We start from the raw sequence: 15510 nt of genomic DNA, 5'->3' as shown, positions 1-15510 counted from the left end.
CTCAACCACTTGCTGAGTAAAACATAATAAAGACAAAAGGATTAGCCCATGTTCGATACCGTAGTAAAAAGTGTAAATGGCCTATTATGGGGAGAAGGCCAAATACTGATCTACATACTACTGTTTGCAGGTATTTGGTTTTCGGTACGTTTAAAAGCAATTCAAATAGTAAAATTTAAACACATGTTTAGCCTGTTAAAAGGCAGTAGCAAGTGTAAAAAAGACGATATTTCATCATTTCAGGCATTGTGTACTGGCCTGTGTGCCCGGGTAGGTACAGGTAATTTAGCCGGGGTAGCTGTTGCTATTTCACTAGGCGGAAGCGGCGCTATATTTTGGATGTGGGTTATAGCCATACTTGGCATGGCAACCGGCTTTGCCGAAAGTGTATTAGGGCAGGTGTATAAAGTACGCGATAGTAGTGGCGAATTTAGAGGCGGCCCCGCCTATTATATTCAACAAGGTTTAGGCAGCCGTGCCTTTGCCATTGTGTTTGCGGCGTGTTTATTTTTAGGTTATGGCTTTACCTTTAGTGCTATGCAAACCAATACCATAACTGATGCACTTAACTACGCATTTGAAGTACCCACCTTTTATTCAGGATTAGTAATTACCGTATTAGCAGGCTCAATTATACTTGGCGGCTTTAAAGCAATAGCCCGCTTTGCAGAGCGCGTAGTACCATTTATGGGCATATTATTTGTAGCGGCTGCCGTTATTATAACGCTTATAAATTTGCCGCAAGTACCAGCCATGCTTAAAGATGTGTTTTTATCGGCCTTTGGTTTACAAGAGGCTGGCGCAGGCGCAATGGGCGCTGCCATTAAAAATGGTATACAACGCGGATTATATTCTAACGAAGCTGGTGCGGGTAGTGTGCCCCATGCCGCAGCAAGTGCAAGCCCTATCCCTAATCACCCAGTTACACAAGGGTATATACAAATGCTTGGCGTGTTTTTCGACACCATTGTACTTTGTAGCTGTACTGCTGTTGTTATTTTGTTAGCCGATGTAGATATAAGCGGCGAAATGGAAGGTATACGTTTAACGCAAAGCGCTATGACTGCGCATTTAGCACAAGGCGGCGTATATTTTGTTGCGGCAGCCATAACCTTATTTGCGTTTACCTCGGTGGTGGCCAACTATGCTTACGCCGAAAGTAACCTGCATTTATTTAAGCTCGATAACAAAGTAGGGCGCACAATTTATACATTACTTTATTTATCAATGATGCTGTGGGGCGCATCGGCATCTCTAAAAGAAGTCTGGGACTTAGCCGATATAGCATTAGGATTAATGACAGTGGTTAACGTAATCGCTATTATATTACTCACGCCAACCATTGTGGCTGTTAATCGCGATTACAACACACAAAGAGAAAAAGGCATAGAGCCAGAATTTAAAGTAAAAGATGTAAAAGTACAGGGAAAATGCGAAAGCGGTATTTGGGATTGATTCCCGTATTTTAAGCAATTTTAACGATAAAAAGCGGTTTTATGGCAACATAAAATCGCTTTTTAATTTTGCATAAATATTCAAAATTAGGTTTTGTAAATAACACAAAAATAAAAACAATAAGGTAAAGTAATTTAATGATCGACATTCATGCAGGGAAAACAGCAGCAAAAATTATTAACGAGCAGGGCTTTAAACCGGAATTATTTACCTCTTTTTTAGGGGCAAGTGGCGGGCCTAAATGGTTTACTTTATTCGGATTAGACAAATATATTTTTGGTGAATTTTTTAAAAACCGCACTCAACCACTTAACTTAATTGGTTCATCTGCTGGGGCATTTCGATCTGCCTGTTTTGCACAAAACGACCCCGTTGCTGCCATTGAGCGTTTAGCAAAATCGTATTCGCAAACACGCTATTCTAGTAATAAACCAACACCCGCTGAAATTACACTAAAAGCCCGCGCATTATTAGATGATGTATTTGGCGATAACGGCGTAACCGAAATTTTAAATAACCCTATTTTTAAAGCGCATTTTATAGTGGCTAAGTCTAATGGGTTTATTGCCAGCGAAAACAAATTAATTCAGCTTTTAGGTTTATCAAAAAGTTACATGCTCAACCGTGTAAACCGAAAATTATTAGGCTCGCAGTACGAGCGATTTATTTTTGGCGCACCAAACAGTAACTTATCAATAACCGACAGTTACAATTTTAAAACCCAAAACATAGCACTTAGCCAAACAAATTTAAAAGATGCCTTACTCGCATCCGGCTCTATACCCCTTGTTATGCAAGGAATAAAAAATATTGCCGGTTCGCCATCCGGTATGTATCGCGATGGCGGAATAATTGACTACCACTTTGATTTAAAAATTAACAACCCAGGCTTAATTTTATACCCGCATTTTAATAGTGAGCCAAAAGCAGGGTGGTTCGATAAAAATTTAAAACGTAAAGTGTCGCCACTTAATTACGACAACGTGGTGATGATCGCCCCATCAAAAGAATTTATAGCCGGTTTACCTTACGGAAAAATCCCAGACAGAAACGACTTTAGTGATCTTGATGCAGACACACGCATTAAATATTGGAATACCGTTTTTAGTGAAACTGAAAAGTTGGCAGAAGCGTTCGATAGTAATTTGAAAAAGGATAAATATAATGCATAAAAAATTAAGCTAGATAACGGTATCACGGTTGATATAGATAAGGCTCCAGATATATGTCCTATTTGTAATCAAGCACAGTTACCGGTTAATATTTTTGCAAAACTAACTGGTGATGTTGAAAATAAAAAAACGAAGTTAGAGCTTGCTATGAAATGTATGAACCTTAACTGCGCACGATTATATATTAGTCGTTATAGTAAAACTCGTAGTACATATAATCATAATTTCAAATTTGATCAATCAATACCAGAGACTTTCAATACTCCTAATATTTCCCAGGTAATAATAAATACCTCAGAATCATTTGAAAAAATATTCATGCAAGCAAGTGAAGCTGAATCAAGACAATTAGATGAATTGGCTGGTATTGATTATAGAAAAGCACTTGAATATTTAATTAAAGACTATTGCATTAGTATAAAACCTGAAAAGGAAGAAGATATCAAACCAAATCAATTAAGCCGTGTTATAAATAACTATGTAACAGATGAAAATCTAAAAAATTGTGCAAATAGAGCTGTATGGCTTGGTAATGATGAAACTCATTATATTAGAAAATGGGAAAACCACGACCTTAAAGATTTAAAGATCTTAATTCAATTAACATGTGCGTGGATAGAAACATCAATCTTAACAAAGAAGTATATGAATGAAATGGAACGTAATTAAGCATAGATAGTTGTAAAAGAAAAGTATTAAAGGATCAGGTGAAGGTTATTGGCTATATAACGTGACAACCCATAAATTACGTTATGTTAAATTTACTAGTTAATAAGAAAGCGAGCGTGATTATACAAACCAGCCCGCTTTTAGGAGAGTAATTAGGTGTTAATTTAGCTCAGAATCTACCCAAAATTTAGTGCCTTTTAGTACAGCTTGTAGTGCAAGGCCATTTTCGGTTAAAGAATATACGGTAACTTGGTCGGCAATGGCTTCTGCAACCAGTGCTCCACCCTTATCTTCGTATTTTGCTGCTGCATCTGCGTTTCCGCCAAAGGCCCAACCGTGTTCAATAAATCTATTTACTGCCGCTTGGTTATGAAAAACCATAACCACATTAAAGTCTTTAACACCTAAACCAAGCCCTAAACCGGCTTCGCCCATATTCATGTAGGTAGATTTACCCGTTAAATTATTTTTTACTACACCGTAGCCGCCACCAAAACTGGCTAAAACTACATTGACGTTTGCGTTATCAAATACGGCGTAACCAGCAGAATTGGCGATTTGTTTTTTAACATCGGGCTTTTGTGCGTATAATTTGTCGAGGGTATTGTTTTTCATGCTTTGTACTAAAGCGCGTTTTTCGCTAGGTGAAGCACTACCGGTCGTAGCACAACCTGTTAGTAATACACTTATTGTAAGTAGGCTTAACACGATAAATTTTTTCATAAAACTTTCCTTAATACGATTCATAACAATCCACAACAATGTTTAAATAAATCCACTTTCACTATGTCCAATACTAGACAGTATCGGACTTTAGCGTTAAGCTGTAAGTCTATTATTTTATTGAATATTTATACATTATGCTTGTTGCTTTAGTTGATACGTTAAAACAATTAAGATATCAAATTGCTCATCTTGACGATGGTACTCTAAATTCAGAATACCCAGAACTTGCATCCTTTATACAGCAAGTTGGCTTGACTGTAACTGAATCAAAGGACGATCTAAAATTTTTATACCAATTTTTATATGTATACGGCCGAAAATCTGAGGCGACTTTTAATCGTTTTCGTAATGAGCTTGAACGATTTTATTTGTGGTCTTGGCTAATTGCCCAAAAATCAGTGTTTGATTTAAAACGCGAAGACATTGAAGCGTATGTTGATTTTATGGCTGAGCCAGATAAAAAATGGGCTTCAACTTCGGTGCAATGGCGTTACAAAGACGAACAAGGTATTCGTCGATTAAACCAAAATTGGCGCCCTTTTATATTAAAAGAGTCAATTGCGAGTCAGCAAACATTAGCGGCTATGTTTACTGCGCTAAATGTATTTTATAAGTTTTCTATATTAGAAGAAAAAACATTTGAGAACTTTATTCCTGTAGTGAAAAAAAATAGTCCCTATTTGGTTGTTCAATCTCAAATTCAGATCCCAGACACTTTAAGTGATATACAATGGGAATATGTATTTGGCGTAACACGCGATTTATGTGAAAAAAAACCAGAGCTTGAACGTAACCTATTTACGCTTGCGTGCTTAAAAGGGCTATATTTACGTATATCAGAATTATCAGAGCGCCCGCAGTGGTCGCCGGTTATGTCACACTTTTGGCAAGATAATGACGGTTTTTGGTTTTTACGAATTATGGGCAAAGGTAATAAGCTACGAGATGTTACGTTAAGTGATGATTTTGTTGAGTATTTAAAGCGTTATAGATTATACAGAGGGTTACCCGCCCTACCACGCGTTGATGAATCTGAACCATTGGTGCATAAAATTCGTGGACAAGGTGGGATGACCGTTAGACAAATTAGGCGTTTAGTACAGCAAAGTTTTGATTTAGCACAGCAATCTTTACTTGATGATGGGTTTAAAGATGATGCAGAACAACTTGAAGCAGCCACTGCCCATTGGCTTCGTCACACGGGCGCAACACATGATGCGCAAACGCGACCGCTAAAACATTTATCGGAAGATTTAGGCCATTCAAAAATTGCCACAACCGATCAAATTTACATTCAAACAAATATTAAAGAGCGAGCAAAATCTGGCGTTAAAAGGAAAATTTAATGGAATACTTAGTAATAGCATTTATTGGTTTTTTATTTTTAGTTTATTCAATTTCAATTAGACAACTAGAGCGCACAGAAATAACAGGGCCTATGTTTTTTGTTATTGGCGGCATGTTTTTGGCGTTTTTACTTCCTAATGAAGGCGAAAAATTAAAAACAGGAATAGATTATTTATTACCACTGATAGAGCTAACGCTAAGTATATTTTTATTTTCTGATGCGGCTAAATCTAAGTTAGGTGTATTGAGGCATAGTTTTCAATACCCTAGCCTATTATTATTCGTTGCCCTACCCTTAACTTTATTATGTGGAATTGGTGTTAGTTTATTTTTATTTGCAAAGTTGTCGTTAATTCAATCGGCACTGCTGGCAATTATACTTACGCCAACCGATGCTGCTTTAAGTAAAGGGTTATTACAAAGTACACAAGTACCCGAAAAAATCAGGGAAGGTATCAATACAGAAAGCGGATTAAACGATGGTTTATGTGTACCTGTATTTTTAATTTTTATTTTACTCGCGAAAAATCCTGACTCAGCTATTACTGCTTCACATACCTTAGGTGTGTTTTCAAGAGAGCTTGGCTTAGCATTGTTGATTGCTAGTTTTTCTATTGCGGTATTTATACCGGCACTAAATTTTGCAATGAAACGACATTACTTCGCTAAAAACACCAGCCCATTTTTATTGTTAGGGTTTGCGATGGCGGTGTTTTCTATTACACAATATTTTCATGGCAGCGGATTTATAGCTGTATTTGTAGCGGGTTTGTTATTTGATAAATTTTCTAAAACCGATATTCGCGCTGAGCTAATAGAAGATTCTGAGCACATTGCTGATTTTACTTCATTAATGATTTGGTGTTTATTTGGATTTGTTTGTGCGTATTTAGTAATACCAAAATTAAATACAAACATAATTGTGTATGCCCTACTAAGCACTACATTAATTAGAATAATACCAGTTATGTTATCGTTACAATTTACAGCACTTAATTGGAAAGAACGTTTTACTTTTGCGTGGTTTGGTCCGCGAGGTTTAGCATCTATTGTTTTTACTTTAATGGTAATAGACACGCAAATAGAAAATAAATACGATATTGCCACTATTGCAATGACCACTATTTTATTTAGCGTGTTTATCCATGGTATAAGCACAAAGCCAATCGCTAATAGTTTTGCTAAAAAGCCTTAGTAGTATTTATAACTATTTAAATTTAAAGCGTTACTTTTAATTTTTATTTATTGTGTGAACCTAGTTGTTGAATTTATCAGGGTAATAAAAAAAAGCGTAACTTATTTTTAAGTTACGCTTTTTTATTGTTAACTTTTATTAGCTAAGTACCTGTGCAAGTAACTCTATAGGGTGTTTAGGTTTAAATTGCTCAAAGCGTTTTACTTGGCTGCGGCACGAAAACCCCGTTGATAAAAGTTGCTCGGGTTTATTTTTATCTACTATTGGTTTCCAACTCATTTCGTACAGTGCACGGGAATTTTCTTGGTTTTGTACTTCATGGCCATAAGTACCGGCCATACCACAACATCCGGTATTGGTTGTATTTAGGGTTAAACCAATATCAGTAAAAATTGTTTTCCATACACTTGCTGCTTTTGGCATGGCTGTTGTTTCTGTGCAGTGACTCAATAGTGTAAATTCAGTATCGGTTTTGTGTGTAGCCGATAGTGATTTAAACGATTGAGTTTGTAACCATTCATGGGCAAGTTGCACATGAAATTCACCGCGATTATTTTCTAAAATGGTATTGTATTCATCGCGATAACACATAACTAACGATGCATCTAAACCAACCAAAGGTGAATTTATATCTGTGAGTTTATTTAAAAATTCTGCGGCATTTTTTGCGGTTACTTTAAACTCATGCAAAAACCCTTTTACGTGTTGAGCTTTACCATTTGGCTTAAATGGTAGTAGCATCGGCTTTTTACCCAGCGCAGTGATTAGTGTTATAAAGCTTTGCACTAACTCGGCTTCGTAAAAGCTGGTAAACGGGTCTTGTACTATTAGCACATAGTTATTTTGTTCTTCGCTTGAAAGTGAGTTTAATAATTCAAAATCAAATTTATGTGCTTTTGCTACGCGTTTTTCAAGTGAAGGCACACTTAATTGAGGGGTATCGACATACCCTACTGTTTTTTTAATTAAACTACTTACTAAGTTTGTTTTAACAATTGGGTTTATTACGCGTGCAAATTTAGACATTACAGGCGCCGAACTTTCAATGTTAGCGACTAAATAATCTTTAAGTGGGCGCGCGTAATAACTGTGATAATAATTTAAAAAGCGTGCTCTAAAAGTAGGTACATCCACTTTAATTGGGCAAGATGTTGTACAGGCTTTACACGCTAAACATTCATCCATTGACTCTTTTACTTCGTGAGAAAAATCGTAAACGCCTTTGTTTTTGTCACGGCTATGAACAAAGCGCTCCCACCAGGTAATGACTTCGCCTTTGTTAAGTTCTTTTTCTACTTCGAGCAAGTCTACATTTTTAGATTCTTGAAGTCGTAACCATTCGCGCATTAATGTTGCGCGGCCTTTTGGCGAATGTCTGCGATCGCCGGTTACTTTATATGAAGGACACATAGGAGAGTTTTCGTCGTAGTTAAAACAAATACCATTACCATTACAGGTCATTGCATTGTTAAAACTTGTTTTTACATCGATAGAAATTTGCTTATCGAAGTACGAACGCTTTTGCCCATCTACACTAACTAGTGAGTCTTCACTTTCTATGGGAGTACATATTTTGCCAGGGTTTATTCTATTATTTGGGTCGAACGCGGTTTTTATTTTACGAAGTTGTTTAAATAAATGCTCACCAAAAAATTCAGGGCCATATTCACTGCGGTAACCTTTACCATGCTCACCCCACATTAAACCGCCATATTTAGCGGTGAGTTTTACAACTTCGTCCGAAATTTTACGAAGCAGTTTTTCTTGTTCTGGGTCGCACATATCTAGCGCCGGGCGCACATGTAAAACCCCCGCATCAACATGGCCGAACATACCGTATTGTAAATTATGGCTATCGAGTAATGCTCTAAATTCTACAATATAGTCGGCAAGGTTTTCTGGCGGTACAGCGGTATCTTCAGCAAAGGCCAATGGCTTTTGGCTGCCTTTAACATTACCGAGTAAGCCAACAGATTTTTTACGCATGGCGTAAATTTTTAAAATGTCACTTTTATTGCTTGTTAATTGGTAGCCAATAACTCCATTGGTTTGATTTGCTACGCATTCATCGAGTAAGGTGCAAAGTGTGTTTACTTTGTCTTTTATATCTTCAGGTGATACTGCATTAAACTCAACCATATTGAGTCCTTGCATATCTTTAGTTGGCACATCGGTTATTAAGTCTGATACTGAATGCCAAATAATATCTTCACGAGCTAGGTTTAATACTTTGCTATCGACTGTTTCTACCGATGTTGCACGTGCATCAACTAAAAAGGGAGAATGGCGAAGTGCCGAATCAAAACTGTCGTATTTAATATTTATTAGTGTTTTAAATTCAGCTATGGGCGTTAGGTTTAATTTAGCTTCAGTCACTATACCCAGGGAGCCTTCTGATCCGGTAATTAGCCTGCTCATATCAAAAGTTTGTAAGTCATCACTTAGCACATGTTCTAGGTCGTAGCCGGTTAAAAAGCGATTTAAGCGTGGAAATTTTCCTAAAATTGCTTGGCGCTCATTTAAAGAAATTTCCAATACTGTTTTGTAAAGGCTACCGATTAATGATTCTTGCTCGGCTATTACTTTAGCTTTTTCAATGTCTATGGGTGATGTCACCATTGGGCTACCATCGACTAAATAGGTAGTAAGTCCTAAAACATGGTCGCTTGTTTTACCGTACACTAATGAACCCTGGCCCGATGCATCAGTACTGATCATCCCGCCAATAGTTGCTCGATTACTGGTTGATAAGTCAGGTGAGAAGAAAAAGCCGTACGGTCTTAAAAAGTCGTTTAATTGATCTTTAATTACACCTGTTTGTACTCTAACCCAACCTTCTTCAACGTTAATTTCGAGTATTTCGCGCATGTAGCGAGACAAATCAACCACAATTCCTGGTGTGAGTGATTGCCCATTAGTACCTGTACCACCACCACGTGGGCCAAAAGTAAGCGACAAAAATGGGTCGCGAGATGCTGTTTGCAATGCCAGTTGAATGTCTTTTTCGGTTTTAGGAAAAATAACACCTTGTGGAATTTGCTGATAAATACTGTTATCGGTAGAGGCGGTTAAACGTGTTGCATAGCTTGCATCGGTGTCTCCACTAAACCCCTGATTATTAAGTGTACTTAAGTAGTTTGCGACAAGCTCGGTCGCTGCATCTTGCTGTGTAATTGTTGCTATCATGACGGCGATAATTTAAGGCATTTGTGTAATTATATCATGGTGATGGCTAATAGAAATTGAAGATTTTACAGTTTGTAACACTCTTTTTATCGTAATTTAAGCTGCTGTATTTATAATCAAGTTAAACCATTGTATTGAGGTTTATATGAAAAAATGTCTATTACAGATCATAGGTGTGTTGTTTATTTTGCTTGGGTTGTTTTTCTCTCTGGTGCCAGGCCCCTCCCTGATATTTTTTATGGCGGGGTTACTGTGCTTTTCTTTTTATTACCCAAAAGCCAGGCATTATTTAAAGCTTTGCCAAAAAGCATTAACTAAATCGTGTAATTATTTAGATAAAAAATTAGCTCGGTAATTTAGCCCACACACAAAAATGCCAGCATAATTGCTGGCATTTTTATTTGTTACGGGTACTGATGATTATTTAGCAAGTTTGTCTGCTAGGTATAACCATGTTTCTAGTACTGTATCTGGATTTAGTGAAACAGAATCAATGCCCTGCTCTACTAACCATGCTGCAAAGTCTTCATGATCTGAAGGACCTTGACCACAAATTCCTACGTATTTACCTTTTTCTTTAGCTGTTTTAATTGCCATAGAAAGTAGCTTTTTAATCGCAGGATTACGCTCATCAAATAAATGTGCGATTAGGCCTGAGTCACGGTCAAGACCAAGTGTTAGCTGAGTTAAATCGTTAGAGCCGATAGAAAAACCATCGAACATCTCTAAAAATTCATCGGCAAGTAATGCATTTGAAGGAAGCTCACACATCATGATTACTTTTAGACCATTCTCACCACGTTTAAGGCCATGCTCTTCTAGTAATTCGATAACGCGTTTACCCTCTTCAAGGGTACGCACGAATGGGATCATGATTTCAATGTTTGTCATACCCATAGTGTTTCTTACGCGTTTAATTGCTTCACATTCAAGGGCAAAACAATCACGGAAGTCTTCTGAGATATAACGCGCAGCACCACGAAAACCAATCATTGGGTTTTCTTCTTCAGGCTCGTATTGCTCACCACCTACTAAGTTGGCATATTCGTTTGATTTAAAATCAGACATACGCACAATGACACGCTCTGGAGCAAAGGCACAGCCTAGCGTTGAAATACCTTCTACTAATTTAGAGATATAAAATTCAACTGGCGATTCGTAACCGGCGATAATGTCGGTAATTTCAGCTTGCAGTGCAGGTGACTGGTCGTCAAAATTTAATAGCGCTTTAGGGTGAACACCAATCATGCGGTTAATTACAAATTCAACACGTGCAAGGCCAACACCTGCATGGGGTAAACGTGCAAAGTCAAACGCGCGGTCTGGATTACCCACGTTCATCATTACTTTCATTGGTAGTTCTGGCATTTTATCAACGCGCGACGTAAGTATTTCAAAATCCAAAATACCTTCGTATATATAACCTGTATCGCCTTCAGCACATGATACGGTTACTTCTTGCCCTGCTTTAATTAAATCGGTTGCGTTACCACAGCCAACTACCGCAGGAATACCAAGTTCACGGGCAATAATTGCTGCGTGACACGTACGCCCACCACGATTTGTAACAATGGCTGCGGCGCGCTTCATGATAGGTTCCCAATCTGGGTCGGTCATGTCGGTAACTAAAATATCGCCTTCTTGTACTTGATCCATTTCTTGAATTGAATCAAGAACACGAACAACACCACTACCAATTTTATGACCAATTGCACGGCCTTCAACAATGACATTGCTTGTGCCATTTAACTGAAAACGCTCCATAATATTGGTATCTTCGTTTGAGCGAACGGTTTCTGGGCGCGCTTGTACTATGTACAATTTGCCATCGTTTCCGTCTTTTGCCCATTCGATATCCATAGGACGACCGTAGTGCTTTTCGATAATTACAGCTTGTTTTGCAAGTTCTTGCACTTCTTCATCTGTAATTGAAAATTTGTTTGAAAGGCTTGGCTCTACGTCAACAATTTCTACTTGTTTACCGTGTGCCTCATCTGCAGAGTAGATCATTTGAATGGCTTTAGAGCCAATGTTACGACGTACTACCGATGGCAACCCTTTTTGTAATGTTGGTTTATGAACATAAAATTCATCAGGGTTTACTGCACCCTGTACAACCATTTCACCTAAACCGTAGCTTGAAGTTACAAATACAACGTCTTCAAAACCAGACTCTGTATCAATACTAAACATAACCCCTGACGCTGATTTATCTGAACGAACCATGCGTTGAATACCAGCAGAAAGCGCTACACCACGATGATCATAACCTTGGTGAACACGGTACGATATGGCGCGGTCGTTAAATAAAGAAGCAAATACGTGTTTAATGGCGACCATGACTGAGTCGATACCACGTACGTTTAGGAATGTTTCTTGTTGGCCTGCGAATGATGCATCTGGCATATCTTCAGCGGTAGCTGATGAGCGTACTGCAAATGAAACATCGGCTGATGTATCGCCATGTAGTTGGCTATATGCGTCGCGGATGGCTTGGTCTAGGTTAGGTTGGAATGGGGTATCGATAATCCATTGGCGGATATCGGCACCGACTTTAGCGAGTGTATTTACATCATCAACATCGAGTGTATCTAAAATGTCGTGAATTTTTGCATTGAGTCCAGATTGCTCTAAAAACTCATTGAAAGCGTCGGCTGTAGTGGCAAAACCACCCGGAACCTGTACACCTGCGTTAGCGAGGTTTGAAATCATTTCACCGAGTGAGGCATTTTTGCCGCCAACACGTGGAACATCTTGCATACCAAGCTCTTGATACCAGAGAACGTATTCTTGCACGGGTCTTTCTCCAAAAAAACAAATTGTAGTTGTAACTGTGAGAGTTAAGAAAGAAAACCTTTTATAAAGGTCACCTTCATTCTACACTGGCATTAGACCTCACGTAAACCGTGAGTAAGCCATTTTAGGGATTAAACGTAATAAAAAGGTAAACTATGAGAACTGCTTTTTATATATCAGACGGCACTGCAATCACCTCAGAGGTGTTTGGTCACGCGACTCTGTCGTTGTTTCCGGTTGAATTTAACCACAAAACTATTCCTTTTGTAGAAACAGAAGAAAAAGCAAATGAAATTAAAGCGTTAATAAACGCAACTGCCGCAAAAGAAGGTGAGAAGCCATTTGTATTCTTTACCTTTGTAAATCATAACTTAAGTGAAATTATTAAATCGGCCGATGCAATTGCGTATGATTTCTTGTCTACTTACAGTGAAAAAATAGAAAAAGAGCTTAATGTTGCGCCAGTGCCAAAAATGCATCGTACCCACTCTATTCATGAAAAAAGCTATGACTTTAGAATAGATGCGGTTAACTATGCTCTTATGAATGATGATGGCGGCAATATTAAAAACTTTTCTGAGGCTGATATTATTTTAGTAGGCGTAAGCAGAAGCGGTAAAACACCTACTAGCTTGTACTTAGCGTTACAGTACGGAATTAAAGCTGCAAATTACCCAATAACTGAAGACGACTTAGAGAGCGAAGGATTACCTAAATGTTTGCTCCCTTACAAACATAAGTTATTTGGATTAACGATTGACCCTGAGCGTTTAGCTGCAATTAGGCATCGTCGTATGGCAAATTCTAAATACGCATCAATAAGACAATGCCGAATTGAAGTGCGTGAAGTTGAAATGCTTTATAAGCGACATAAAATTGCATACTTTAATTCTACTCACCATTCTGTAGAAGAAATATCTGCAAAAATATTAATAGACAGCAACCTTGAGCGACGTAAGTACTAACAAACTAATTTACTATTTTGCTAAAAAAAGCCGCAATATGCGGCTTTAATTTTTTACTTATTACTTACGAGCGTCTTTTAATAAATCAGCTACTAAGAAACCAACTTCTAATACCTGGTCTGCATTTAGACGTGGGTCACATTGTGTTTTGTAACGTTGAGCTAGGTCATCGTCTGATAAACCGTAAGCACCACCTGTACACTCTGTTACGTGCTGCCCTGTCATTTCTAAGTGGATACCACCTGCGTATGAGCCTTCAGCTTTGTGTACTGCAAAGAATTGGCTAATTTCGCGCATGATGTTATCAAAGCTACGTGTTTTGTAGCCAGATGTCGCTTTTTCAGTGTTGCCGTGCATTGGATCTGAGCTCCAAATTACTTTACGGCCTTCTTGTTGAACGCGTCTTACAAGTGCTGGTAGTTTCTCTGGCAGTAAGTCTGCGCCCATACGCGTGATTAGCGTTAAGCGACCCGGAATGTTATCTGGGTTAACTGCATCAATTAAACGAATTAGATCGTCTGGGTCCATTCCTGGGCCAACTTTAACACCAATTGGGTTTTTAATACCTTTGAAAAATTCAATGTGTGCATGGTCTAACTGGCGTGTACGCTCACCAATCCATACAAAGTGCGCAGAACAGTCGTACCAGTCACCTGATAGGTGATCGCGACGCGTAAGCGCTTCTTCATAGTCTAGTAGTAACGCTTCGTGAGACGTGTACAAATCGGTTTCTTTTAGGCTTGGCGCAATAGTTGAATTGATGCCACATACTTCCATAAATTCAAGCGCGTCTTGAATTTTGTCAGCGAGCTGTTGGAATCGTTCTTTTTGCGGATTAGCGGCTACAAAACCCATGTTCCAGCGATTCACTTGGTGTAAGTCTGCTAAGCCACCCTGTGCAAATGCACGAAGTAAGTTTAATGTAGCGGCACTGTTGTGGTATGCCTTCATTAAACGTTGTGGATCGGGAATACGTGCTTCTTCTGTAAATTCAAAGCTATTTACAATATCACCACGGTAAGATGGCAAAGATACACCGTCAATAGTTTCTAAATCAGCAGAGCGTGGTTTAGCGTATTGGCCTGCCATACGTGCAATTTTAACAACTGGGCATTTACCGCCGTATGTTAAAACAACAGCCATTTGTAAAAGGGTTTTAAATGTATCGCGAATATTAGCCGCATTGAAGTCGCTAAATGATTCGGCACAGTCACCGCCTTGAAGTAAAAATGCACGACCTTCACATACATCTTCTAATTGTTTAAAGAGGCTTCTTGTTTCTTCTGCAAAAACAAGTGGCGGAGCACTCTTTAACTGGCTTTCTACTGTTTTCAGTTCTTCTTGATCTGGGTACTGTGGCTGCTGCAGTATTGGCAGTTCTCTCCAGCTATTTGGGTTCCACGATTGCATGTTCTTTCCTCATTCCTACTTTACCTGATATAAAGAAATTAACGTATGCATAGCCCTAAGTTCAAGGACTATATTCAGTATTTACCAACTAATTTGTTATGAGTTAAGTATTTATAAGGCTTTTTGTGATTTTATAGCTGTAAAGGCTTTGACCTAAGCGTTGTTTAATTTGGTTATTTTTATTTAAATACAATAAGTTAAACATATGGAGGTGTTTTTTTAACCATCTCAAACCAAATTGAATTAAAAGCCTTAAAGTTAACAGTTTTAGCAAGAACACATCATACTTAAATCGAGTTGATTGTAATCTTAGCTTTACAGTGCCCTTTTAATTAAATCAAACAGGCGTATAGATACTCACCCTAAGATATGGTATAGCGAGACGGGCTGTTAAAAGTAAATAGCTATGAATCCACTTTTTATATGCGGCTAAACAGCTGGGAGCAGATTGCTAGACAATGTAAGTACTGTAATTAAGGCTACTAAAGATAATCTGTACAGACATCGACTATTTTTAATATTAAATTGTAGTAGAGTTTATTTTCATAAAGCTGCCTTCCCCATAACAGGAGCTTGGTATTTTATTAAA

At 38.1% G+C, this 15510-nt stretch carries 11 protein-coding genes; 7 read left to right on the top strand and 4 right to left on the bottom strand.

The window, feature by feature from the left end; all coding sequences use genetic code 11:
* The first annotated feature begins 48 nt into the window (after nt 1-48).
* The 3 genes from AN391_RS00665 (at nt 49) to AN391_RS00655 (ending at nt 3296) form a co-directional block, all read left to right on the top strand.
* Complete coding sequence (locus AN391_RS00665) at nt 49-1455, top strand: sodium:alanine symporter family protein (protein ID WP_055013593.1); 1407 nt, start codon at nt 49-51, stop codon at nt 1453-1455.
* Between the two features lie 137 nt (nt 1456-1592).
* Nucleotides 1593-2627, top strand: a complete 1035-nt coding sequence (locus tag AN391_RS00660; RefSeq protein WP_055013592.1) for a patatin-like phospholipase family protein — start codon at nt 1593-1595, stop codon at nt 2625-2627.
* Nucleotides 2628-2945: 318 nt separating this feature from the next.
* Nucleotides 2946-3296, top strand: a complete 351-nt coding sequence (locus AN391_RS00655; RefSeq protein ID WP_161804099.1) for a DUF4145 domain-containing protein — start codon at nt 2946-2948, stop codon at nt 3294-3296.
* A gap of 159 nt (nt 3297-3455) precedes the next feature.
* On the opposite strand, the gene AN391_RS00650 is transcribed toward AN391_RS00655, so the two are convergent.
* On the bottom strand, nt 3456-4019 hold the full coding sequence (locus AN391_RS00650; protein ID WP_055013590.1) for a YSC84-related protein: 564 nt from the start codon (nt 4017-4019) through the stop codon (nt 3456-3458).
* 137 nt (nt 4020-4156) lie between these two features.
* On the opposite strand from AN391_RS00650, the gene AN391_RS00645 reads away from it, so the two are divergent.
* Together AN391_RS00645 and AN391_RS00640 are read left to right on the top strand one after the other, a co-directional pair.
* A complete protein-coding gene (locus tag AN391_RS00645) occupies nt 4157-5368 on the top strand; it encodes a tyrosine-type recombinase/integrase (RefSeq protein ID WP_055013589.1) in 1212 nt (403 codons plus the stop codon).
* The gene (locus tag AN391_RS00640) at nt 5368-6564 is read left to right on the top strand and encodes a sodium:proton antiporter (RefSeq protein WP_055013588.1); all 1197 of its coding nucleotides are present in this window, start codon (nt 5368-5370) and stop codon (nt 6562-6564) included. The genes AN391_RS00645 and AN391_RS00640 overlap by 1 nt, the downstream gene beginning before the upstream one ends.
* A gap of 138 nt (nt 6565-6702) precedes the next feature.
* Here the strand turns inward: AN391_RS00640 and AN391_RS00635 are convergent, their stop codons facing one another.
* A complete protein-coding gene (locus tag AN391_RS00635) occupies nt 6703-9750 on the bottom strand; it encodes an FAD-binding and (Fe-S)-binding domain-containing protein (protein WP_055013587.1) in 3048 nt (1015 codons plus the stop codon).
* 145 nt (nt 9751-9895) lie between these two features.
* Between AN391_RS00635 and AN391_RS20305 the strand changes: the two genes are divergently transcribed.
* Nucleotides 9896-10105 (top strand): PGPGW domain-containing protein, encoded by a 210-nt coding sequence (locus tag AN391_RS20305; protein WP_082429286.1) that lies wholly within the window; start codon nt 9896-9898, stop codon nt 10103-10105.
* A gap of 65 nt (nt 10106-10170) precedes the next feature.
* On the opposite strand, the gene ppsA is transcribed toward AN391_RS20305, so the two are convergent.
* Nucleotides 10171-12546: a phosphoenolpyruvate synthase gene (gene ppsA / locus AN391_RS00630; RefSeq protein ID WP_055013586.1), complete on the bottom strand. Its 2376-nt coding sequence runs from the start codon at nt 12544-12546 to the stop codon at nt 10171-10173.
* A gap of 155 nt (nt 12547-12701) precedes the next feature.
* Between ppsA and AN391_RS00625 the strand changes: the two genes are divergently transcribed.
* Complete coding sequence (locus AN391_RS00625; protein ID WP_004586305.1) at nt 12702-13511, top strand: pyruvate, water dikinase regulatory protein; 810 nt, start codon at nt 12702-12704, stop codon at nt 13509-13511.
* Nucleotides 13512-13571: 60 nt separating this feature from the next.
* On the opposite strand, the gene AN391_RS00620 is transcribed toward AN391_RS00625, so the two are convergent.
* Nucleotides 13572-14921, bottom strand: a complete 1350-nt coding sequence (locus AN391_RS00620) for a class II 3-deoxy-7-phosphoheptulonate synthase (protein WP_055013585.1) — start codon at nt 14919-14921, stop codon at nt 13572-13574.
* Nucleotides 14922-15510 lie beyond the last annotated feature (589 nt).

The organism is Pseudoalteromonas sp. P1-13-1a, from assembly GCF_001401875.1.
GTDB lineage: Bacteria > Pseudomonadota > Gammaproteobacteria > Enterobacterales > Alteromonadaceae > Pseudoalteromonas.
The sequence above is the reverse complement of the archived record's forward strand: the minus strand, read 5'-3'. Positions and strand labels throughout refer to the sequence as shown.

What these genes read in the sequence shown, in the direction of transcription:
- AN391_RS00655 (WP_161804099.1), top strand. Translation starts at nt 2,946, where the DNA reads ATGCAAGCAAGTGAAGCTGAATCAAGACAATTAGATGAATTGGCTGGT.
- AN391_RS00645 (WP_055013589.1), top strand. Translation starts at nt 4,157, where the DNA reads ATGCTTGTTGCTTTAGTTGATACGTTAAAACAATTAAGATATCAAATT.
- AN391_RS00620 (WP_055013585.1), bottom strand. Translation starts at nt 14,921, where the DNA reads ATGCAATCGTGGAACCCAAATAGCTGGAGAGAACTGCCAATACTGCAG.
- AN391_RS00625 (WP_004586305.1), top strand. Translation starts at nt 12,702, where the DNA reads ATGAGAACTGCTTTTTATATATCAGACGGCACTGCAATCACCTCAGAG.
- AN391_RS00650 (WP_055013590.1), bottom strand. Translation starts at nt 4,019, where the DNA reads ATGAAAAAATTTATCGTGTTAAGCCTACTTACAATAAGTGTATTACTA.
- AN391_RS00660 (WP_055013592.1), top strand. Translation starts at nt 1,593, where the DNA reads ATGATCGACATTCATGCAGGGAAAACAGCAGCAAAAATTATTAACGAG.
- AN391_RS00665 (WP_055013593.1), top strand. Translation starts at nt 49, where the DNA reads ATGTTCGATACCGTAGTAAAAAGTGTAAATGGCCTATTATGGGGAGAA.
- AN391_RS20305 (WP_082429286.1), top strand. Translation starts at nt 9,896, where the DNA reads ATGAAAAAATGTCTATTACAGATCATAGGTGTGTTGTTTATTTTGCTT.
- AN391_RS00640 (WP_055013588.1), top strand. Translation starts at nt 5,368, where the DNA reads ATGGAATACTTAGTAATAGCATTTATTGGTTTTTTATTTTTAGTTTAT.
- AN391_RS00635 (WP_055013587.1), bottom strand. Translation starts at nt 9,750, where the DNA reads ATGATAGCAACAATTACACAGCAAGATGCAGCGACCGAGCTTGTCGCA.